This window comes from Collinsella sp. AM31-2AC (genome assembly GCF_003469285.1).
Classification (GTDB): Bacteria; Actinomycetota; Coriobacteriia; order Coriobacteriales; family Coriobacteriaceae; genus Collinsella; species Collinsella aerofaciens_AT.
The window spans coordinates 1-23,046 of record NZ_QSJB01000018.1 but is presented as its reverse complement, the minus strand read 5'-3'; the positions used below and the strand labels follow the sequence as shown (position 1 = coordinate 23,046).

The following is a 23,046-nucleotide window of genomic DNA, read 5'->3' as shown; positions in this document are numbered from 1 at the left end:
GGTGGCCGGAATCGGTTTTGAGCTCAAGCGCCTGTTTAGGCGCAAGGGTCTGTTTGCCACGATGCGCGCCTATGGCTACGCCGGTATTGTGTGCACGGGCCCCATGCTGCTGGGCGTGCTGCTCCAGGTGGGTATCTTGGTGCTGTGCGGTCTGTGGGGCGTCGGTCGCACCAATCAGGACTTGCTGGTGTGTATGGTGACCTATACGCTGCTGGCCTCGCTCACGCTCACGAGTTTTTTCTCCATGCCCGTCACGCGCTTTTTGGCCGACATGCTGTTTGCCGAGCGCGAAGAAGAGGTCCTGCCCTCGTTTTGGGGTTCCAACGCCATCATGCTCGTTGCGGGCACGGTGCTCTACGGCCTCTTTTTGCTGTTCTCGGGCGCTACGCTGCTGCAGGGGCTGCTGTGCCTGTGGCTGTTCAACATTATGATCGTCAACTGGAACGGCATGAGCTATCTCACCGCCATCAAGGATTACCGTGGCATCCTGTGCAGCTTTGCTGCCGCCATTGGCGTGGCGTGCCTGTGCGCCCTGGCCGCGCTGGCGCTGGGACTGCCGCCGGTCGAGGGCCTGCTGGCCTCGATTGCCCTGGGCTACGGTGTGATGCTGGCCTGGGACGTGGTGCTGCTGTACCGGTATTTTCCTCAGAGCGATCGCAGCCCCTGGCTCTTTTTGCAGTGGCTCGATCAGTTTATGCCGCTGGCGCTCACGGGTCTGTTTACCAACCTGGGGCTCTTTGCGCACCTGGTGATTATCTGGGCAGGGCCCATTGGTTTGCAGGTCAAAGGCCTGTTTTACGGCGCGCCCTATCATGATGTGCCGGCGTTGCTTGCTTTTTTGACCATCCTGGTCACGACCGTCAACTTTGTGGTGTCGGTCGAGGTCAACTTCTATCCGTGCTACCGCGACTACTACAGCCTGTTTAACGACGGCGGCGTGGTGGGCGACATCGTGGTGGCCGAGGAGGAAATGCTCGCCACGCTCAACCGGGAGCTGCGGTTTTGTGCGCTCAAGCAGCTGTTTGTGACGGCGGCGGTCATTTCGCTCGAGACCACGGTGCTCTCGGCCCTGCCGCTGGGCTTTAACAACCTGATGCACGGGTATTTTCGCACGCTATGCGTGGGCTATGGCCTGTATGCCGTGGGCAATACGGTGATGCTCATCTTGCTGTACTTTACCGACTACAAGGGCGCCGTGCTTGCTTCCGGGCTGTTCGCGGGCGTGGCGGGGCTGGCGACCATCGTCTCGTTGTTCTTTCCACAGCAGTTTTATGGCTTTGGCTTTTTGCTCGGCGCGGCGGTGTTTTTTATCGTGGCGCTGCTGCGGCTCGATACCTATACTGCCAACTTGCCGTATCGTATCCTGAGTCAACAGCCCATTGTGGCGACCGACAAGACGGGTCGCTTTACGGAGTTGGGCCGCTTGCTCGACCGTGCCGAACAGCGCTACGAGGAGCTGCGTTTAGAGGGCGAGCCGCATGGTGCGTTTGAGCGCATGGTGGTTCGCGTGTATCGCAGCCATTGGGGAGGTTCTGATGACCGATAGGATGATGTCTCGCCGTCGCCTGTTTGAGGCGGCTGCCGGTGCGCTGCTGCTTTCGGGCTGCTCGTCTCAGGACGAATCCTCGACAAAAAAGACCAAGAAGCAGAGCAAGATTAAAAAGGCCGATGCGTCTAGCGGGACCAAGCACCTTCGCGATAAGGACGAGCTGTACGAGGTCTACGATGACTCGGGCATTGTGGCCATGTACCTGACGGTCTCGCGCGGCAATAGCTCCGAGAACACTGACCACAGCTGGGCCGAGATCAATACGTACTCGGTCTACGACTATGCCGACATGGGCGTGGCGCGCTATCAGGTTTTGGGCCTGCTGCAGGCGGGCGACGAAGACGGCCCGGTGGCCGGCGAGGTGGGCTATGGCGAGGAAGCGCCCAATGCTACCGTGCAGGTGCGCGGCCAGACGTCGAGCATGAACTCGCAAAAGAATTACAAGGTAGAGCTCAAAAAGGGCAAGGGTACCTGGCGCCAGCAGCGCGCGATTGCGCTTAACAAGCACATGGGCGAGGGTATGCGCTTTCGTAACAAGATGGCTTATGACCTCATCCGTGGGATTCCCCAGATGATGGGCTTGCGCACGCAGTTTGTGCATCTGTGGGTGTGCGACCAGACCGAAAAGTCCAACGATACCTTTGAGGACTACGGTCTGTTTACGCAGGTGGAGCAGCTCAACAAGACGGCGCTCAAAGCCCACGGTCTGGATAAGAGCGGGCACCTGTACAAGGTGAACAGCTTCGATTTCCATCGCTTCGAAGACACCATCAAGCTGGCGGATGACCCTGACTATAACCAGATGGCGTTTGAGGGCATGCTCGAGATTAAGGGCGACTCGGACCATACTAAGTTAATCGAGATGCTCGATGCGCTCAACGACGATACGCAAAAGATCGACGATGTGCTCGACACCTACTTCGATACCGAGAATCTGGTCTATTGGCTGGCGTTTCAGATTCTGACAGGCAACTGCGATACGCAGAACCGTAACTGTTATCTGTACAGCCCGCTCAACTCAAATACCTGGTACTTTTTGGATTGGGATAACGACGGCATGCTGCGCAAGCTTGAGCTGAGCCTGAAGGGGTTCTCGGATTATTCGAGCTGGGAGCGCGGCGTGAGCAACTACTGGGGCAACGTGCTGTTTAATCGCGCGTTGCGCAGCAAGTCGTTCCGTAGCGAACTCGATATCGCCGTGAAGGATCTGCGCTCGTACATGACCAAAGAGCGTCTGAGCAAGATGATCGAGCATTATCGCGAGGTGACGGAGCCGCTCGTCTTTGCTACGCCCGACCTGGAGAATTTGCCCGTGACTAAGGACCAATACGAGCAAATCGCCGCGGCGATTCCCTCCGAGATCGAGGAGAACTATAAGAGCTTTCGCGAGAGCTATAAAAAGCCCATGCCGTTCTACATTGGCGTGCCGCAGATCGATAACGGTAAGCTGCGTGTGAATTGGGACGCGTCGTACGACTTTAAGGCGCGCGACATTCGCTATACCGTGGAGCTGGCGCGTGATTACGCTATTACCGACGTGATCTTTAAAGCCGAGGACGTGCTGCTGCCCGAGGTGACCTGCGATGCGCCCGATGCCGGCCAGTATTTTGTGCGCGTGCGTGCTGCCAACTCCGACGGCTATACGCAAGATGCGTTTGACTACTATGTGACCGACGATGGCAAACAGTACGGCATGAAGTGTTTTTACGTGCAAGACGGCGGTAAGGTCGTGGAGGACACGTATGAGGAGGGCTAGCGCGCTGCTTGAGCGCTTGGCGGCCCCGCCTGCGCGTACCACGCAGGAGCGTTACCGCCACGAGCTCAAGTACCTCATCAACGAAGGCGAGCACGCTGCGCTTGCCTGCCGTATGGCGCCGGTGTTTAAGCTGGACAAGCATGCGCAGGCGGGCGGTTACACCATTCGCAGCCTGTACTTTGACGACTACTGCAACTCGGCCTACGAGGAAAAAGACGCCGGTATTCTCATGCGCAAAAAATATCGCGTGCGCATCTATAACGGCGGCGACAAGGTGATTAAGCTCGAGCGCAAAAAGAAGTACGGTAGCTGGATCTACAAGGAGGACGCGCCGCTCACGCGCGGCGAGTTTGAGCAGATTCTGGCCGGAGACTACGACTTTTTGCTGAGGAGCCCCTATCCGCTCTGCCGCGAGTTCTACATCGAGTGCATCTGCAACATGATGCGCCCGCGGACCATCGTGGACTACGAGCGCGAGCCGTGGGTGATGGATGAGGGCACCGTGCGCATCACGTTTGACATGAACGTGCGTGCCGCGGTGGGAAGCTTCGATATCTTTGACGCGACGCTGCCCGCGCTGCCGGTCCTGGAGCCCGGCAAGCTGGTGATGGAGGTCAAGTTTACGGAGTTTTGCCCGCAGCTGGTGCGCGATATGGTGCCGCCGGGCGCGGCCGAACTCACGGCGGTCTCCAAGTACTGCCTGTGTTACGAAAAGACCGCCTACCTGCGTGGATTTAATTACTGGGAATCGGATTTTGAGAACCGAGGGGATATTTAGACCATGAGCACCAGGGACTTTTTTAAGAACTCCGTCTTGGAGGCGTTTGGTCAGGTCGACCCTGCCAAGATCGGCCTGTCGCTGCTCGTGGCGCTCGCCATGGGCATCCTGATCTATTGCGTGTACAAGCGCTTTTTTACCGGCGTGGTGTATTCGCGCAGTTTTGCCGTGACGCTTGTGGGCATGTGCGTGCTTACCTGCATGGTCACACTCGCGATCTCGACCAACGTGGTCATCTCGCTCGGTATGGTCGGTGCTTTGTCCATCGTCCGCTATCGTACGGCGGTCAAGGACCCGCTCGACTTGCTGTATCTGTTTTGGGCCATTACCACGGGCATTACGGCGGGCGCCGGCATGTATGCGCTCGTGGGGCTTACTGCCGTGGTAATTGTGGTGATGATCGCGGGGTTCGCTTCGCACCAGGACAAGGCGCGCGTGTACATGATGGTGATCCATTATACGGGCCAGACCACGGGCGACGATATCGTGCGCGCCTTTGGTCGCACCAAGTTCACGTTGAAGTCCAAGACCATGCGCGGTGACAAGGTGGAGATGGCCGTCGAGGTGTTCTCGGACGGCGTTGACATGCCCTATGCGGACGCGATCCGTGCGCTCGACGGCGTAGAGGACCTCACGCTCATCCAATACAACGGTGAGTATCACGGCTAATTTTGTTCCGGCGTTCTAACGAACGCCGGACCGCTCGACGCTGCGCGGGCATCTGCCGGGCGATCTGCCGCTCAAACCGTCGCTCGCGTACATATAGTACGCGTCGCTCCTCTTTCACGGCACCTCGCCACGACAGCTGCCCGCTCGCTGGCGCGTGCTCTTCCGGGATGGCTAATTTGGTTCAGTTTTATTATTTAAGGGATGGTGTCGCGTGGACGTGCAACAGTTAGAAGAGGACTGGGCTGCGAGGGCTGGTGCGCGTGGGGCGCGTCTTGTTGCGGCCTCGCATGTGCCGGCGGCGCTGTCGACGCTGGGGATTGTGCAGCCCGGCGATCGCCTGGTGGCCTTTGCGGATGACTTTGCCGATGCGTTTGCCTGCGGCTTTGATGGCTGCGATGTTGCGCTGGTGGGGGAGCCCGCGGCTGCGGCGCTTGCTGCTGCGTCCGAGGGCTTTGATGCTTCGTTTGATGTCGAGGGGCCGCACCTGTGGTGGTTCGTCAACTCCATCGGCGGGTTTGGCCTGCGTGTGCCCGACCTTCGTGCGCTGGGTCGCGCGGCTCGTGAGTTGCATGCGCTGCTCGTGGTTGATAACACTGTGTCGGGCGTCTTTGGGTGCGACCCGCTGCGTCTGGGCGCCGCGCTTTCGCTCGAGGCGCTCGACCGCGTGTGTGCTGGCGTTGCGCCGCGCAAGCTCGTCGCCGCTTCGGTGGCGCGCTCGCAGCTTAAGCGCCATCGCGTGGATGCCGCGGCCGAGTGCGCGTACGCCCTGCTCGAGGGGTGCGGATTGGCTGCGCTCGACTTGTCCTCCGATGAGGCCGAGATTCTAGAGCATGGGCTCGACACGATCGACACCCGCATGCAGGCGCATTTCGACCGCGCCCGTGCGCTAGCCGAGTATCTGGCCGCCAACGAGATGGTACGCAACGTGCGCTATCCCGGGCTGACCTCGCATCCCGACCACGCGGTTGCAACGGGAATCCTCGAGCACGGCTTTGGCCCGGCAGTAGAGTTTGACCTGATGGACTGCAGTGCGGGTGAATTGTTCAGCATACTGCCGGAAGAATTCCGCACTTCACCCGCAGGCGGCCCAACAACGCGCCTTTCGGCTCCACGTGGCAAGCAAGGGAGCACTATCCGCCTCTTCGCCGGCACTGATGATCCCCTGGTAGTGGCTGCCACCCTAGACACCGCCCTCCGGAACTAGCTAAATCATCCTCAACTCCATAAGTTGCGGTGAAATAGGGATTGATTTACGGCTTTAACCGCATAAACAGTCCCTATTTCACCGCAACTTATGAGAAGGGGTTGTGCAGCTAAAAAGCTCCGTCCCAAAAAGACTACTTTGCATTGATGCTGGCGATGAGGGTGTCGGCTTTAGTGGCGATGACTTGGTTTATGTCGGCCTGCAGCTCCTCGTAGACCGCGATGGCGCGTTCGCCGGCCGGCGTGAGCGTGGATCCGCGGGCTCCGTCGCGCTCGATGAGCTTGCAGCCCAGCTGGCTTTCGGCCTCGTTCACGATGCGCCAGGCCTTGGAATATGCCATGCCCATGCTTTTGGCGGCGCGGTTGAGCGAGTGCTCGCGGGCAATACCCTGCAGCAACAAGACGCAGCCGTGACCAAACACGCCCGGCAAATCCTTGTCGCACGCTTGAATGACCAACTTTGCCGTCGTCTTGTACTCCATGTGCCTTACGTCTCTCCGCTAAAGTGTTTGCTGGGCAAACGCAAAGCCTGCGTCAAACCCTCGTGTGCTCTTCTTAAATCATGCATTGTAGCAGTCAAAGTGCGTTAAGATACTTCCCCAGTATTGGGCGCCCAAGGTTGGGCTGGGTCCTACGAGGCCTGCAGCCGGCCGGTCGCATGGAAAAAGGAGAAACATGGCTACGTTCTTTCCCGGTGAGTCCCACACGTTTTCGGAGTATCTGCTGGTCCCTGGTTACTCGTCCTCGCAGTGCATCCCCAACAACGTCTCTCTTAAGACGCCGCTAACCCGCTTCAAGCGCGGTGAGAAGCCGGCAATCACCCTGAACATCCCCATGGTTTCCGCCATCATGCAGTCCGTCTCGGGCGTCGACATGGGTGTCGCGCTCGCTACCGAGGGTGGCCTGTCCTTCATTTACGGTTCCCAGAGCGCCGAGTCCGAGGCCGCCATGGTCAAGGCCGTCAAGGATCACAAGGCTGGTTTCGTTCAGTCCGATTCTACGCTGACCCCCGATATGACCATGGAGCAGGTCATCGAGCTCAAGGAGAAGACCGGTCACTCCACCATGCCGGTCACCGACGACGGCACTCCCAAGGGCAAGCTCCTGGGCATCGTCACCAGCCGCGATTATCGCCCCAGCCGCGATGACCATCAGAAGAAGGTCTCCGAGTTCATGACCCCGCGTGAGCAGCTCATCGTGGGCGACAAGAACATCAGCCTTAAGGTTGCCAACGACGTCATCTGGGACAATAAGCTCAACGCCCTGCCCATCGTCGACGACTACGATCACCTGATGGGCATCGTCTTCCGCAAGGACTACGACAGCCACAAGACCAACCCCAACGAGCTGCTCGACGGCGATAAGCGCTACATGGTCGGCGCCGGTATCAACACCCGCGACTATGCCGAGCGCGTGCCTCTGCTCATCGAGGCCGGTGCCGACGTTCTGTGCATCGACTCCTCCGAGGGCTTCAGCGAGTGGCAGAAGCGCACCATCGAGTGGATCCGCGCCAACTACGGCGAGGACGTCAAGGTCGGTGCCGGTAACGTCGTCGACGCCGAGGGCTTCCGATTCCTGGCCGACTGCGGTGCCGACTTCATCAAGGTCGGTATCGGCGGCGGTTCCATCTGCATTACCCGCGAGACCAAGGGTATCGGTCGTGGCCAGGCCACCGCGCTGATCGACGTCTGCCGCGCTCGCGACGAGTACTACGAGGAGACCGGTGTCTACGTGCCCGTGTGCTCCGACGGCGGCATCGTCTACGACTACCACATGACGCTCGCCCTTGCCATGGGCGCCGACTTTATGATGCTGGGCCGCTACTTCGCCCGCTTTGACGAGAGCCCGACCGAGCGCGTCAACGTCAACGGCCAGTACATGAAGGAGTACTGGGGCGAGGGTTCTGCGCGTGCCCGCAACTGGCAGCGCTACGACCTGGGCGGCGCCGCGAAGCTCAGCTTCGTCGAGGGCGTCGACTCCTACGTTCCCTACGCCGGCTCCCTCAAGGACGGCGTGGGCGGCACGCTCTACAAGGTCAAGTCCACGATGTGCAATTGCGGTGCCCTCTCGATCCCCGAGCTCCAGGAAAAGGCACGCCTGACACTGGTAAGCTCGACCTCGATCGTCGAAGGCGGAGCCCACGACGTCGTAGTCAAGGACTCCCAACAGAGCGTAACGTATCGATAAGATAAGACCTGCACATAAAGGTTGAGCCTCAACCACGTTATTTAGATAAAGCGAGATGCCTGCAAGTCGCAGGCATCTCGCTTGTTGTATTTGCTATCATCAGTCGAGTTAACGATGTGGCGGGGCGTTCTTACCTTTGCTCGCTGCAAGTTCCGCACGAGCCGAAGAGCACTTAATGTGCTCTTCGTGCGAGCAGGACTGTCCGCAGCAGCGAGTAAAGGTAAGAACGCCCCGCCCCAACCCAGCTAACAAAGGAGCTGATATGTGCGATTGCACAGATCATAAGGACGAGATCCCTGCCTACGACGCGCAGGCCATTGAGTCCAAGTGGATGAAGGCCTGGGAGGACTCCAACCTCTTTGCCGTCGACACCGACGCCAGCAAGCCCAAGAAGTACGTGCTCGAGATGTTCCCGTATCCGTCGGGCGACCTGCACATGGGCCACGCGCGCAACTATACCATCGGCGATGCCATGGCCCGTCAGGCCCGCATGCGCGGCTACGACGTGCTGCATCCCATCGGCTTTGACGCCTTTGGCCTGCCTGCCGAGAACGCCGCTATTAAGCACAACACGCAGGCTGCCGCCTGGACGTATAAGAACATGGACCAGGCGCTCGCCACGATGAAGCGCATGGGTTTCTCCTACGATCTGGATCGCACCGTTAAGACCTGCAGCCCCGACTACTACCGTTGGGGTCAGTGGATCTTTGAGAAGATGTGGGAAAAGGGCCTGGTCTACCGCAAGAAGAACCCGGTCAACTGGTGCCCCACCTGCAAGACCGTTCTGGCCAACGAGCAGGTCACCGAGGGTAAGTGCTGGCGCTGCGGCACCGAGCCCGAGAAGCGCGACCTTGAGCAGTGGTACTACAAGATCACCGAGTACTCTCAGGAGCTGCTCGACGATCTGGAGAAGCTCCCCGGCTGGCCCGAGCGCGTCAAGCAGATGCAGGCTAACTGGATCGGTCGCTCCGAGGGCGCCGAGGTCGACTTTACCCTGTGCGACAAGGATGGCGAGCCCATCGAGGGCGACGAGGGCAAGATCACCGTCTTCACCACGCGTGCCGATACGCTCTTTGGCGTCTCCTTCTTTGTCCTGGCTCCCGAGTACGCCGGCCTGCATGAGCTCGTCGAGGGCACGGAGTACGAGGAGGCCGTGACCAAGATCGTCGAGGACGCCAAGCATATCTCTGCCGTCGAGCGTGCCCAGGGCACCCTCGAGAAGCACGGTGCCTTTACCGGCCGCTACGTGGTGAACCCCGTCAACGGCGAGAAGGTCCCCGTGTGGGTTGCCGATTATGTCGTTGCCGACTACGGTACCGGTGCCGTCATGGCCGTTCCCTGTGGCGACCAGCGCGACTTTGAGTTTGCCCGTAAGTACGACCTGCCGATCGTGCCGATCATCCTGGACGACGACGATCGCGCTGCCGTCGAGGCCAGCGGCGAGACCATCGATACCTTCCATGCCGAGACCGTCGACTGGGATTGCGCTCACGCTGCCGAGGGCACGCTCGTCCAGTCCGGCAAGTACACCGGCATGCGCGGCGGCAAGCACTCCGAGGGCGAGGCTGCGATCGTGGCCGACCTCGAGGCCATGGGCTGTGGCCGTCGCAAGGTCGAGTTCCGTCTGCGCGACTGGCTCATCAGCCGCCAGCGCTATTGGGGCAATCCCATCCCGGCCATCCACTGCGAGCACTGCGGCATCGTGCCCGTGCCCGAGGATCAGCTGCCTGTGACGCTGCCCGAGAACCTGGACCTGGGCGCCGGCGAAACCCTCGCCGAGTGCAAGGAGTTCTACGAGACTACCTGCCCGATCTGCGGCCGCCCGGCCAAGCGCGAGACCGATACCATGGACACCTTTACCTGCTCCAGCTGGTACTACCTGCGCTATACCGACCCGCACAACACCGAGCTGCCCTTCTCCAAGGAAGCCGCCGACCGTTGGATGCCCGTCGATAACTACATCGGCGGCATCGAGCACGCCATTCTGCACCTGCTCTACAGCCGTTTCTTTACCAAGGCACTGCGCGACCTGGGTCTGCTGAGTGTGGACGAGCCCTTCACCAACCTGCTGTGCCAGGGCATGGTCAAGGACGAGAACGGCGACACCATGTCCAAGTCCAAGGGCAACGTCGTGCCCCCGAGCTCGGTTATCGAGCCCTACGGTGCCGACACCATGCGTTTGGCGATCCTGTTTATCGCCCCGCCCGAGAAGGACTTCGACTGGGATCCCAAGGCCGTTGAGGGCGCCAACCGCTTCATCAAGCGCGCATGGCGTATCGTTTGGCAGCTCGTCCAGTCCGGCGACGCCAACGTGGCCTTCGACAAGTCCGCGCTCGACGAGGTTGCGATGAAGCTCTATCGCGAGCGTCACCGCACCATCGCCAAGTGCACCGAGGACTTCGATCGCGGCCAGTTCAACACCGCGATCTCGGCCGTCATGGAGCTCGTCAACGCGGCGAGCGCCTATCTCAACGCCACCGAGGGTACCGCCCGCGACAAGGCGCTGTGCTACGGCGTGGCTAAGGATATCGTGAGCGTCCTTGCCCCCATCTGCCCGTTCTGGGCCGACGAGCTGTGGCACGAGGCCCTCGGCTGCGAGGGTAACGCCTACACCGCCGCCTGGCCCGAGTTCGACCTGGCCGAGTCCGTTGAGGACACGGTGCAGATCGTGGTCCAGGTGCTCGGCAAGGTCCGCGGCCGCGTCGACGTTGCCCGCGATGCCTCCAATGAGGATATGCAGGCTGCCGCCGAGGCCGCCGTCGCCAAGTGGCTCGAGGGCAAGACGGTCGTCAAGGCCATCTGCGTGCCCGGCAAGCTGGTCAACCTGGTGGTCAAGTAAGCACTGCGCGCTTAACTGACGCATAAAAGACGGGGGGCGATCCGGCTGGGTTGCCCCCCGTTTTGTTTTGTCTGACCAAAGCGCCTGCGGTCAATTGTCCTATTCTTGTGGAGAAGCTGTGCGCAAGCTGACCTGCAGATTCGTACTGTGCTTGCACGTTTTCGCAGCTATTGGTATAGTTTGCTTGCAAATGAAGTTGTAATTGAAAGAAGTGGGGTTTCGGCCCCGCTTCTTTTTTGTATGGATGGAGGTGCCGCAATGGTCAAGACCAAGACCGAGCAGGCGATCATTGACGCGCTCGAGGCCGTCGCCCCCCAGCACGATGTCGACATCGTCGACGTCGAGCTCGTGGGCGCCACCAAGGCCCCCTGCGTGCGCGTGCGTATCGAGGGTGCCGAGGGTCAGAGCCTGTCTCTCAACGACGTCACGGCCAACACCAAGTGGGTCGGCGATGTGATTGAGGAACTCGACCCCATCTCTTCGAGCTATACGCTTGAGGTGTCGAGCCCGGGCATGGCGCGCCCGCTGCGCCGCCCGTGCGACTTTGCCCGCTTTGTTGGCGAGAACTGTGAGCTCACCTCCACCGCTACCGAGGGCCGTCGTAAGTACGCCGGCAAGATTGCCGCTGCGACCGAGACCGACGTGACCCTCGAGCTCGAGGACGGCGATTCCGTCACCCTCGATTTCTCTGATGTTAAAAAGTGCAAGTTGAAGCCCACCTACGACTTCAAGCCCGCGAAGGAAGGAAAGTAAGATGGCAGCATCCGACATGATGTCCGCCCTGATGGAGCTTTGCCAGGAGAAGCACATCGACCAGCTCTACCTGATCGACCGCCTGGAGCAGTCGCTCGCCAAGAGCTATGCCGAGATCCTGCATCTTGAGTGGGGCGCTAAGGTGACCATCGACCGCACCACCGGCAAGATCTACGTCTACCGCCTGGAGCCGATCGACGATTCCATGGACGAGGAGGGCAACTTCACCGAGTTCGAGGAGATCGACGTCACCCCCAAGAACACGAGCCGCATCGCTGCCCAGCACGCCAAGGCCGAGATCAACGCCATCGTGCGTAACTCCGCCCGCGAGCAGATCTACGAGGAGTTCTCCGGCCGCATCGGTGACCTCATCAGCGGTACCGTGCTGCAGTCCACGCCCGACTTCACGATCGTCAAGATTCGCGAAGGCGTCGAGGCCGAGCTGCCGCACTTCGATCAGCGTCGTTACGAGAACGAGCGCAACGAGCGTCCGATGGGCGAGCGCTACCTGCACAATCAGCACATCAAGGCCGTGATCATCGACGTTCGCGACCCCAACTCCAACCTGCAGCCGGTTCGTGGCGAGCACAGCCGTCCGCCGATTGTCATCTCCCGTACCCACCCCGAGCTCATGCGTCGTCTGTTTGAGCAGGAGGTGCCCGAGATCTATGAGGGCACCGTCCAGATCAAGTCAATCGCCCGCGAGCCCGGCCAGCGTTCCAAGGTTGCCGTCCACTCGCTCGACGACCGTCTGGATCCCGTGGGTGCCTGCGTCGGCCCCAAGGGCAGCCGTGTTCGCGCTGTCGTGGGCGAGCTCCGTGGTGAGCGCGTCGACGTCATCCTGTGGGATGCCGATCCTGCCGTCTACGTCGCCAACGCCCTGTCGCCCGCTAAGGTCACCCGCGTCCTCATCGACGAGGAGAAGGCCTACGCCGGCGTCATCGTGCCCGACGACCAGCTGTCCCTCGCCATCGGCAAGGAGGGCCAGAACGCCCGCCTTGCCGCGCGCCTGACCGGCTGGCACATCGACATTAAGTCCGAGACGCTTGCCGCCGACATCCTCAAGAACGTTCCCGTTCACGAGGAGCCCGCCGCCGACCTGATCGGTGATGAGGAGGACGAGGACGTCCGCCGCTGCGAGTACGTGTCCGAGGACGGCATCCAGTGCCGCAACCAGGCCCGTCCCGGCTCCCGTTTCTGCGGTGTCCACGACACCGACGCCTTCGATGATGCGGAGGACCTGATCTAGCGCGCGGTCGCGCCGGGCAGGTCCCGGCGCATCTCCCACGCTCGTTCAGTCTCTAGGCACCCAAGGTGCCAGAAAGGGTAGGTGAAGTCATATGGCAAAAGTCCGTGTGTCCACCCTGGCCAAAGAGTTCGGCATGACCTCCAAGGAACTTATGGGTCATCTCGCCGAAATGAAGATTCCCGCTAAGTCCGCTTCCTCCGCTCTGGAGGACGCCTACGTCGCTATGGTCCGCAAGCAGCTCGCCTCGGTGATCGAGGCCCGCGCCCAGGAAGTCGAGGCCGCCAAGCAGGCCGAGGAGCAGGCCGCTGCCGCCGAGGAGGCAGCACGTGCTGCCGAGGCCGAGCGCGAGCGCATCGCCGCCGAGAAGGCACGCGAGGAGGAGCGCCGCCAGTTCGCCGCCGCCCAGGCTGCCGAGGAGGCCGCCCGCGCCGAGGCCGAGGCCAAGAAGAAGGCCGAGCAGGAGCGCCTTGCCCGCGAGAAGGAGGAGGCTGCCCGCGAGGCCCAGCGCCGCGCCGTTCCCGCTTCCGACTCCGGTTCGCGTTTCCGTTCTCTGCTCGACCAGATCGCCGCACAGGAGACCGTGCTCAAGGAGAAGAAGGACGCCGAGCAGAAGGCCAAGGCCGAGCGCGCTGCCGAGCGCGGCAACCGTCGTGGCGGCAACAACGACCGTCGCGGTGGCCGTCGTAACGATCGCAACGCCTCCGACAACAACTCCGAGCGCAACGCCTCCGAGAACCGCCCGCACAGCCATCGCACCAATGCCAGCAACAACGTCGCTGCCGGTATGGACTTCCCCAACCCCGACAAGCAGGGCAAGGGCAAGAAGCGCAAGGGCGGTCACAACAACGAAGAGGACCACTACAGCCGCATGGCTCGCGAGGCCGAGGAGTACAGCCGCGAGAAGGTGCTCGAGGAGGCTCGTGCCGCCGTCGAGGAGGCCTCTCGCGAGTCCACTGGTCGTCGCAAAAAGCGCAAGGAGAAGCGCGAGCGCGAGGCCGCAAAGGCTCAGGAAGAGCGCAAGATTGAGGAGGCGCTGGCCCAGGGCGTGAACCCCGAGGACCTCGACGCCATCAAGGTCTCCCAGGGCGTTACCGTCCAGGAGCTCGCCGAGGCGCTCGACGTTCCGGCCAACGACATCATCAAGCGCCTGTTCCTGCTGGGTACGCCGCTCACCATGACGCAGTCCATGTCTGACGACCTTGTCGAGCTCGTTGCCGACGACTTGGGTCGTCAGATCAAGATCATCACCCCCGAGGAGGAGAACACCTTCTCGTTCTACGACGATCCCGCCGACCTTAAGCCGCGCGCCCCGGTCGTCACCGTCATGGGCCACGTCGACCACGGCAAGACGAGCCTGCTCGACGCCATCCGTCACACCGGCGTCGCTGCCGGCGAGGCGGGCGGCATTACCCAGGCCATCGGCGCTTCGCAGGTCATGATCAACGACCGCAAGATCACTTTCATCGATACCCCCGGTCACGCCACCTTTACGGCCATGCGTGCCCGCGGCGCCAAGGTGACCGACATCGTCATTCTGATCGTGGCTGCCGACGACGGCGTCATGCCCCAGACCATCGAGTCGATCAACCACGCCAAGGCCGCCGGCGTTCCTATCGTCGTCGCCGTCAACAAGATCGATAAGCCGGGTGCCAACCCCGACCGCGTGCGCCAGGAGCTCACCGAGTACGGCATCATCCCCGAGGAGTGGGGCGGACAGAACATGTTCGTCAATATCTCGGCCAAGCAGAAGATCGGTATCGACGACCTGCTCGAGACCGTCCTGCTCCAGGCCGACGTGCTCGAGCTCAAGGCCAACCCCGATACGTTCGCTTCGGGCAACGTCCTCGAGGCTAAGCTCGACAAGGGCCGCGGCTCGGTTGCCACCGTGCTCGTGACCCGCGGTACCCTGCACGTGGGCGATACGCTGGTCGCCGGCCTTACCTACGGCCGCGTCCGCGCCATGCTCGACCCCAAGGGCAACGCCGTCACCGAGGCCGGTCCCTCCGACGCCGTCGAGATCCTGGGCCTGCAGTCCGTCCCCAACGCCGGCGATGAGTTCCGCGTGTTCGAGGACGAGCGCGAGGCTCGCGCCCTGGCCGATGAGCGTTCGCTCAAGGCCCGCATCGAGGAGCAGAGCCGCGTGAAGCATGTGACGCTCGAGAACCTCTTCGAGACCATCGCCGACGCCGAGGTCAAGGAGCTCAACCTGATCATCAAGGCCGACGTCCAGGGTTCTATCGAGGCCCTTCAGGACTCCCTCGACAAGATGGACCAGTCCGAGGTGCGCATCAACACGATCCACTCCGCCGTTGGCGCCATCAACGAGACCGACGTCGTTCTGGCCGACGCCTCCAACGCCATCATCATCGGCTTTGGCGTCCGTCCCGACGGCAAGGCCCGCTCCGCCGCCGAGCGCGAGGGCGTCGAGATCCGTTGCTACGACGTCATCTACAAGTGCCTCGAGGACCTCGACGCAGCCCGTATCGGCATGCTCAAGCCCACCGAGGTCGAGGTTTCCACGGGTACCGCGACCGTTCTGGACACCTTCAAGGTGCCCAAGGTCGGTATCGCCGCCGGTGTCCGCGTCGAAGAAGGAGAGATCGCCGCGACCGATTCCGTGCGCCTGGTGCGCGACGGCATCGTGGTCTTCAACGGTAAAATCGCCTCGATGCGCCACTACAAGGACGAGGCCAAGAGCCTCAAGAGCGGCTCCGAGGGCGGTATTGGCCTGGAGAACTTCCAGGACATCAAGCCTGGCGACACCATTGAGGGCTACCGCATCGACCAGGTTGCCCGTACCGAGTAGGGGGTAGCGCTATGAAGCAAACGCAGGCAACCCGCCGTTTGGGCGAGCAGCTTCGCGAGAAGCTCGGTTATATCCTGCTCTTTGAGGTTTCCGATCCGCGTCTCGACCTGGTCACCCTGACCGCGGTCGAGGTCGCGGTGGACCGTTCGTTCGCGCGTGTGTATGTGTCGTGCGACGCGAGCCGCTACGACGAGGTCATGGAGGCGCTCGCCAGCGCCAAGGGCCGCATCCGTAGCCTGCTGGCCCGCTCGCTCGATTGGCGCGTCACGCCCGAGCTCGATTTTCGCATCGATCGCTCGACCGATGAGGCCGAGCGCATCACGCGTGCGCTGGAAAACGTTCCCGCCACGCTTGCGATCGAAAAGGACGAGGACGGCTATCCAATTGCGGATGCCGCCCAGGAGGCAGCTTTAGATGAGTAATTCCGCCGACCTTGCATCGTGCGAGTCTGCAGATATTCAGCGACGCATCCTTGAGCTCATCGAGGGTGCGTCCTCCATTGCGATTTCGGGACATACGTCTCCCGATGGCGACGCCCTGGGCTCCGTGCTGGGCCTGGGCCTCTCGCTTAGGAAGTTCTTTCCCAACAAGGACATTGCCCTGCTGCTGGCAGACGATGACCCGGTTCCGCGCATCTACCGCTTTATGGAGGGTGCCGACCGTCTGGTGCCGGCATCTGCGTATACCGGCAATCCGGACCTGTTCATCTCGGTGGACGTGCCGGTCGTCGAGCGTCTGAACAACTCAGCCGAGGTGCTCCGCCGCTCGTCGCATGTGGTGTGCTTCGATCACCATCCGGCGCGCGAGGAATTTGCCGAGCTGAGCCTGAGGTGCGTCGATGCCGCGGCCTGTGCCATGATCATCGACCGCTTTTTGGACAATTGTGGCATTGTGGCTCGCGATGGTGTCGCGACCTGCTTGCTGTGCGGCCTAGTGACCGATACCGGTCGTTTTCAGTATCAAAACGCCGATGCCGCCGCGTTCCATGCCGCCTCGCGCCTGGTCGCTCACGGTGCCGATCCGGCGCGCGTTGCGCTCGAGGTCTACCAGAGCATGCGCGTCGAGTTCCTGCATCTCAAGTCCATCGTTATGGGCCGCATCAAGACAGTGGCGCACGGTCGCGTGGCATATAGCTATGCGTACCAGAGCGACCTCGAGGCCTGCGGCGTCACTTCGGACGAGTGCGACGGCCTGGTCGATGTTGTGCGTTCGGTGATGGGTGTGGAGGTCTGCCTGTTCCTGAAGGGCATTGAGGGCGATACCAAGGTACGCGGTAACCTGCGCTCCAAGGGCGACCTCAATGTTTCCGAGATCGCTGCTGCTTTTGGCGGTGGCGGACATCCCGCTGCCGCTGGTTTCTCTAACAACGGAACGATTCTCGAGACGCTCACCGCGGCACTCCCCATGCTGGCCGAGCTGGTAGGGGAGGATCCCGCTTCGGTGACCGTCGAGCTCTAACATTTTGGATGGTACATGGCTCGTCGTACGCCTTCTCAATTGAATATGCTGCTCGCCGTTGATAAGCCGGTGGGCTGTACGTCCCACGATGTGGTATCGCAGTGCCGACGCGCCCTCCATGAGCGACGCGTCGGCCATGCCGGTACGCTCGACCCCATGGCCTCGGGTGTCATGGTGGTGGGCGTGGGCCAGGCGACCCGTCTGCTGGGCATGCTAACCCTCGATACCAAAAGTTATGTCGCCGACATTTCGTTTGGCGTCGAGACCAATACCGATGACGCGGAGGGCGAGGCCGTCCGCACGGTGCCCGTTGCCCCCGAGCTGCGCGATCTTGCTTACGCCCGTGAGCAGCTGGCCGCTATGCTTGGCCCGCAGATGCAAGTGCCGCCAGCGTTTTCGGCCATCTCGGTCAATGGCGTTCGCGCCTATAAGAGTGCTCGCGAGGGCAATGCGGTGGACCTACCTCCGCGCCCTGTCGAGGTCTATGCCGCCGACCTGATCGCCGTGTGCGGCGAAGGCGATACGTGCGTCTGGACCGTGGCGTTTTCGGTAAGCAAGGGCACCTACATTCGCGCGCTTGCTCGCGATCTGGGTCGCGCCTGCGATAGCGCTGCGCATATTTCCGCGCTGCGCCGCACGGCCTCCGGCGTGGTTTCCATTGGCGCCTGTCATGCGGTTGAGGAGCTTTCTCCCGAGTCCGCGGCCGGCTTTGCTCTGGATCCCATCGCCGCCCTTGGTGCCACGCGTGTCGATTTGCCGGGCAATCTTGCAGACGACCTGCTTTGTGGTCGCCGCATTCCCATTGAACGCGCGCTTGTGGACTTCGATACGGCGAAGGCGCCGTTCGCGCTCGTGCTTGATGGGGGGCTCAAGGCGCTGGCCCGCATCGAGGGTGGCCGCTTTGTGATGGAGCACGTCTTTCCGCAGGCGATCGGCGGTGTTCGATGATGCTGGCGCCCCACGAGCTCGCGCGTGTCTTTTTCGCGGGTGAGTTGGATGAGGCCCGTATCGTTTCTGCCGATGTATTTGATGGGTGCGAGTTCTTGGGTGCCGCGTCGATCGCCATTGGCGTGTTTGATGGCGTGCATCGTGGACACCAAGAGCTGATCGACGCGGTTATTCGCGATGCGCATGGTCACGGCAGCAAAGCGGTCGTGGTCACCTTCGATCCTGATCCGGACGTCGTGGTGAGTCCTTCGCCCGCTCAAAAATTGATGACGACGGCCGACCGCCTGCACGCCCTGGCTCAAACCGGGGTCGATGCGGTGGTGGCCGTTCCCTTTACACCCGCCGTGGCGGCACTCGACCATGTCGGGTTCCTGGCGCTGTTGTCGCGCGTTGTCGACATTCGCTCCATTCGTGTAGGCAGCGACTTTAGGCTCGGCCGTGGCGGCGCTTCGGGCGTTGCCGAGATGCGCGCCTGGGGTGTTGAGCGTGGGGTTGACGTTTACGGTCACGACCTGCTCTGCGTTAACGGGCAGACCATCTGTGCCACGCGCATCCGCCATGAGCTGGCCCAGGGTCATGTGGAGCTGGCTGCCGAGCTTCTCGGCCGTCCCTATATGGTGCGCGGCGTTGTGGCGGCTGGCCGTCACGAGGGCTCCGACATGGGATTTCCCACGGCAAACATCCAGGTGCCCGACGGCATCCAAGTGCCTGCCGATGGCGTCTATGAGGGTCTGGTGCTGGTCGACGATACCGTATGGCCTGCTGCCGTTAACGTCGGTCTGCCGCCGACCTATGCCGATGATGCCGCCTCGGCGCATCTCGAGGCCAACTTAATCGGCTATGCGGGCGACCTGTATGGCGCTTCCGTGTCGCTGGCGTTTACGCGCTGGCTGCGTCCGTCTCGCGTGTTCGATTCCCTGGATGAGCTTATCGCGACCGTCGAGGGTAATATCGACGATATACGTCATAACTTGGGTGAGCAGGGGGTGAGTATCCGTGATTAGCGATGAGGAAAAAGATCAGGTACGCGCGGCGTCGGACCTGGTTGCCATCGTGCAGGAAACGGTTGAGCTCAAGCCCCGTGGCCATGAGTTTTGGGGCTGCTGCCCGTTTCATGGCGAAAAGACCCCATCGTTTCACATTATCCCTGCTACGCAGGTGTGGCACTGCTTTGGCTGCGGCGAGGGCGGCGACGTCTTTACCTATATCATGAAGCGCGAGAACCTGAGTTTTCCCGAGTCGATCCGCTATTTGGCTGATCGTGCGGGCATTGAACTGCACGATACCGGTGCGCAGCGCGATCGTGGCACCAAGCGTGCCCGCATCTATGACCTGTGCGCCGAGACGGCTCAGTTCTACCACACCATGCTTATGCGCGGTAAGGACAGCCGCCCGCGCGAGTACTTTGCCAGCCGCGGCATGGGCGGAGATGTCTGTCGACGCTACTGCCTGGGCTTTGCGCCGGGTCGCAACGCGCTGGTTTCGCATCTGTCTCAAGCGGGCTTTACCCCGCAGGAGATGATTGACGCCAACGTGGCCGTGAGCCGTGGGCGCGGACAGCTCGCGGACCGCTTTTACGATCGCGTGATGTTTCCCATCTTTGATGAGCAGGGTCACAATATCGCCTTTGGCGGGCGCATCATGGGCGATGGCCAGCCCAAGTACCTCAACACCGCCGAGACGAGCGTGTTTCATAAGAAACGAAACCTCTATGGCTTTAACTGGGCCAAGGAGTTTATCGTTGCGCAGGATACCGCCATCGTGGTGGAGGGCTATACCGACTGCATCGCCTGCTGGGAGGCGGGGATCAAAAACGTTGTCGCCACGCTGGGCACGGCGCTGACGGAACATCACGTTAAGACACTCACCCGTTTTGCCAAGCGCATTGTATATATGTTCGATGGCGACGCCGCGGGCCAGAAGGCCGCCCGTCGCGCGATTCAGTTTATCGAGCAGGATTCGATGGACCTGCGCTGCGTGGTGCTGCCCGACGGCAACGATCCCATGGAGTTCATCACCGCGCATGGTGGCGAGGCGCTGCAGGCGCGCATTGACGCGGCCGAGCCCCTCATGGACTTTGTCTACCGTTCGCTGCAGGAGTCGAGCGACATTACCACACCGGGCGGTCGTGCCAAGGCGCTCGAGGATGCGCTGACACTCATCTATCCTCTACGCGACAGCTATATGATCGACACGTACTTTATCCAGATTGCCGATCTGCTTGGCTTGGACTTGGAGACCGTGCGCGCGAGTTCGGGCCGTGTGTTTCGCGATGTCGCCAAGCGCGAGGATGCCGAGCGCCGGCGTGAGCAGAGCTATGAGCGTCAACGCGCGCAAGCTGAGCGCGCGGGCGGTTCGCAGGGACGAAGCTCGGGCGGTGGTGCGACTGGTGCGCGCAGTGCCGGTCGCGGTGCCTGGGCCGCGGGTGCGACGCCGCCGGTGTCCGCACCGGTCGAGGAGGACCCGTACGACTACGTTCCGCTTGATGCCTATGGGGCCGCGCCGGTGGAGGTCGACGAGGACCTGCCGCCAATTGATGTGCCAGCGGGGATGGAAAGCTCTGCGACCGTTGCCGGTAGTTCAAGCGCGGCGGCAGCCCTGTCGATGCCGATTGTTTTGACCGATCTGGAGCGGAAATCCCTGGCGGGGGAGCGCGAGCTGCTGACGATGCTCACGAGCTATCCCGATCTGTTCCGCACGTATGCCGATCGTATTTGTTCTATTGAGTGGGTCGACCCGCGTCACGAGTCCATTGCGTGGGCTGTACTTGCGACGCCCCCGGGCACCGATCCTGCGGCCTGCATGGATGCGGCGCGCGCGGTGTGTCCCGAGGCGGCGTCGCTTGTCAGCGCCGGGCGCATCTCGGCAACGAGTAAGCACCCGACCGAGACGAACATCGTCTTTATGCTCGATACGCTCGAGCTCTACACCATCAAACGTCGCATGCGAGCCGCGCAGGCCAAGTTGCGTCAGGACCGTTCACTCGACGATGAGGCCCGTCGCGTGCTGACGATGCAGGCGGTGCAAGACTCACAGCGCCAGCGGGAGCTCCAAAAGTCGATCGGCGGCGTGGCCGACCCGTTCCGTTTGATCGGTTTGGAGACCGCAGGTGCCGATCAGGCCTAGATGTTGTGGTCAACCAGCGTATTCTCGCCTATATCCTGTCTTTATTTTGGGTATAGACGTCTACGTGTGTGCTAAAGTATTGAGTCCTGTGGACTACGAAGGGAGAATCTGTGCCAAAAAAGACTGAGAGCACGGGTACTGGGCTGGAATCCTACGTTGCAAAGCTCATGGGCAACGGCTCAAACAGGACTTCGGTAACCGAGGACGAGATTCAGGTCGCCCTGAAGGATATCGATGTCTCTGATGAGCAGCTCAACGCGGTGTATTCCGCGCTACGCAACAGCGGCATCCAGATTATCTCCGCGAGCGGAAACGACGACGCCCCGATGGACGTCGACGATGACGATAACGATACCGACGATTTCGACGACGACGAGCACGATTCCGGCTCGCTTGACGATCACGAGCTTAAGATGGCCCGCCAGGCCGACGCCGAGATGGGCTCTTCCAAGAGCAAGAAGAAGCGCACCGTGCGCACGTCTCGTTCGCGTTCGCGCGTGCGCGGCATCGATGCCTCCACGGTGATGCTGACCGGCGACCCGGTTCGTATGTACCTCAAGGAGATCGGTAAGGTCGACCTGCTGACCGCATCTGAAGAGGTCGATCTGGCCATGAAGATCGAGGCCGGTCTCGAGGCTACCGAGAAGCTCGAGGCAAATGAGGCTGGCGAGATCGAGCTCACGCGTGCCGAGATGCGTCGTCTTACGCGTATCGAGAACGTTGGTCTTGAGGCCAAGCAGGCGCTCATCAGCGCAAACCTGCGTCTGGTCGTCTCCATCGCCAAGCGCTATGTCGGCCGTGGCATGCTGTTCCTGGATCTGATCCAGGAGGGCAACCTCGGTCTGATCCGCGCCGTCGAGAAGTTCGACTACCAGAAGGGCTTTAAGTTCTCCACGTACGCCACGTGGTGGATTCGTCAGGCCATTACGCGCGCTATTGCCGACCAGGCCCGTACCATTCGTATTCCCGTGCACATGGTCGAGACCATTAACAAGCTCGTCCGCGTGCAGCGCCAGCTCCTCCAGGATCTGGGCCGCGACCCGACCCCCGAGGAGATCGGTGCCGAGATGGACATGAGCGCCGACCGCGTCCGCGAGATCCAGAAGATTTCGCAGGAGCCCGTGTCGTTGGAGACCCCGATCGGCGAGGAAGAGGATTCCCAGCTGGGCGACTTTATCGAGGACTCCCAGGCTATCGTTCCGCCCGATGCGGCCAGCTTCTCCATGCTGCAGGAGCAGCTCACTCAGGTGCTCGATTCGCTTGCCGATCGTGAGCGCAAGGTTATCGAGCTGCGCTTTGGTCTCGTTGACGGACACCCCCGCACGCTCGAGGAAGTCGGTCGCGAGTTTGGCGTCACGCGCGAGCGTATCCGCCAGATCGAGTCCAAGACCCTGGCCAAGCTCCGCCATCCGAGCCGCTCTAGCAAGTTGAAGGACTACATCGAGTCTTAGGGGTTCCGCCGTTCTACCGAACGGCGGACCAGTCGACGCTGCGCGCCGCCCAGGGCGACAATTTGTCATTCAAAAGGCAAGGCATGACCAGAAGGTCTATGCCTTGCCTTTTTCATGCCAACTTGTTCGCCCTGGACGTCGCTCGCTGTCCGTCCTCTACCTGCGGCATCTCCATTGCTTGGCAGTTGGGTGGCAGTTGGGGACGTCCCCAATGACTGGGCGGTTGATTTTCAATCTCAACGCAACAGCCTGAACGGGCCCCGCGTTTCCGCAG

17 protein-coding genes are annotated in these 23,046 nt (G+C 61.5%); 16 read left to right on the top strand and 1 reads right to left on the bottom strand.

All coding sequences use genetic code 11. From position 1 onward, the window contains the following. Position 1: 1 nt before the first annotated feature. The 5 genes from pelG to DW796_RS08630 all read left to right on the top strand — a co-directional run bounded on the left by pelG (position 2) and on the right by DW796_RS08630 (position 5,956). Positions 2–1,546, top strand: coding sequence for an exopolysaccharide Pel transporter PelG (gene pelG / locus DW796_RS08650; protein ID WP_118094845.1), 1,545 nt, complete (start codon positions 2–4; stop codon positions 1,544–1,546). Then, on the top strand, positions 1,536–3,305 hold the full coding sequence (locus DW796_RS08645; protein WP_118094844.1) for a CotH kinase family protein: 1,770 nt from the start codon (positions 1,536–1,538) through the stop codon (positions 3,303–3,305). Before pelG ends, DW796_RS08645 begins: the two co-directional genes overlap by 11 nt. Further along, positions 3,292–4,083: a polyphosphate polymerase domain-containing protein gene (locus DW796_RS08640; protein WP_118094843.1), complete on the top strand. Its 792-nt coding sequence runs from the start codon at positions 3,292–3,294 to the stop codon at positions 4,081–4,083. Before DW796_RS08645 ends, DW796_RS08640 begins: the two co-directional genes overlap by 14 nt. 3 nt (positions 4,084–4,086) lie before the next feature. Next, on the top strand, positions 4,087–4,752 hold the full coding sequence (locus tag DW796_RS08635) for a DUF4956 domain-containing protein (protein ID WP_118094842.1): 666 nt from the start codon (positions 4,087–4,089) through the stop codon (positions 4,750–4,752). Between the two features lie 211 nt (positions 4,753–4,963). After that, positions 4,964–5,956, top strand: coding sequence for a PLP-dependent transferase (locus DW796_RS08630; protein WP_118094841.1), 993 nt, complete (start codon positions 4,964–4,966; stop codon positions 5,954–5,956). Positions 5,957–6,089: 133 nt separating this feature from the next. Here DW796_RS08630 and DW796_RS08625 read toward each other — a convergent pair whose 3' ends face one another. Further along, a complete protein-coding gene (locus tag DW796_RS08625; protein WP_118094840.1) occupies positions 6,090–6,437 on the bottom strand; it encodes a winged helix-turn-helix domain-containing protein in 348 nt (115 codons plus the stop codon). A gap of 193 nt (positions 6,438–6,630) precedes the next feature. On the opposite strand from DW796_RS08625, the gene DW796_RS08620 reads away from it, so the two are divergent. The 11 genes from DW796_RS08620 to rpoD all read left to right on the top strand — a co-directional run bounded on the left by DW796_RS08620 (position 6,631) and on the right by rpoD (position 22,772). Next, the gene (locus tag DW796_RS08620) at positions 6,631–8,142 is read left to right on the top strand and encodes an IMP dehydrogenase (RefSeq protein WP_118094839.1); all 1,512 of its coding nucleotides are present in this window, start codon (positions 6,631–6,633) and stop codon (positions 8,140–8,142) included. A gap of 262 nt (positions 8,143–8,404) precedes the next feature. After that, positions 8,405–10,981: a leucine--tRNA ligase gene (leuS, locus tag DW796_RS08615; RefSeq protein ID WP_118094838.1), complete on the top strand. Its 2,577-nt coding sequence runs from the start codon at positions 8,405–8,407 to the stop codon at positions 10,979–10,981. Positions 10,982–11,239: 258 nt separating this feature from the next. Next, positions 11,240–11,734, top strand: coding sequence for a ribosome maturation factor RimP (gene rimP, locus DW796_RS08610; RefSeq protein WP_118094837.1), 495 nt, complete (start codon positions 11,240–11,242; stop codon positions 11,732–11,734). 1 nt (position 11,735) lies between these two features. Beyond that, the gene (nusA, locus tag DW796_RS08605; protein ID WP_006234042.1) at positions 11,736–12,983 is read left to right on the top strand and encodes a transcription termination factor NusA; all 1,248 of its coding nucleotides are present in this window, start codon (positions 11,736–11,738) and stop codon (positions 12,981–12,983) included. Positions 12,984–13,074: 91 nt separating this feature from the next. Next, complete coding sequence (infB, locus tag DW796_RS08600) at positions 13,075–15,789, top strand: translation initiation factor IF-2 (RefSeq protein WP_117779148.1); 2,715 nt, start codon at positions 13,075–13,077, stop codon at positions 15,787–15,789. 11 nt (positions 15,790–15,800) lie between these two features. Beyond that, positions 15,801–16,211, top strand: coding sequence for a 30S ribosome-binding factor RbfA (gene rbfA / locus DW796_RS08595; protein WP_117647311.1), 411 nt, complete (start codon positions 15,801–15,803; stop codon positions 16,209–16,211). Then, positions 16,204–17,247: a bifunctional oligoribonuclease/PAP phosphatase NrnA gene (locus tag DW796_RS08590; RefSeq protein WP_117647313.1), complete on the top strand. Its 1,044-nt coding sequence runs from the start codon at positions 16,204–16,206 to the stop codon at positions 17,245–17,247. The genes rbfA and DW796_RS08590 overlap by 8 nt, the downstream gene beginning before the upstream one ends. A gap of 15 nt (positions 17,248–17,262) precedes the next feature. Beyond that, positions 17,263–18,195 (top strand): tRNA pseudouridine(55) synthase TruB, encoded by a 933-nt coding sequence (gene truB, locus DW796_RS08585; protein ID WP_118094836.1) that lies wholly within the window; start codon positions 17,263–17,265, stop codon positions 18,193–18,195. Beyond that, positions 18,192–19,199, top strand: coding sequence for a riboflavin biosynthesis protein RibF (gene ribF / locus DW796_RS08580; protein ID WP_233539712.1), 1,008 nt, complete (start codon positions 18,192–18,194; stop codon positions 19,197–19,199). Before truB ends, ribF begins: the two co-directional genes overlap by 4 nt. Further along, a complete protein-coding gene (dnaG, locus tag DW796_RS08575) occupies positions 19,192–21,321 on the top strand; it encodes a DNA primase (protein ID WP_118094835.1) in 2,130 nt (709 codons plus the stop codon). The genes ribF and dnaG overlap by 8 nt, the downstream gene beginning before the upstream one ends. A gap of 110 nt (positions 21,322–21,431) precedes the next feature. Further along, complete coding sequence (gene rpoD, locus DW796_RS08570; protein ID WP_118094834.1) at positions 21,432–22,772, top strand: RNA polymerase sigma factor RpoD; 1,341 nt, start codon at positions 21,432–21,434, stop codon at positions 22,770–22,772. Positions 22,773–23,046: the final 274 nt, after the last annotated feature.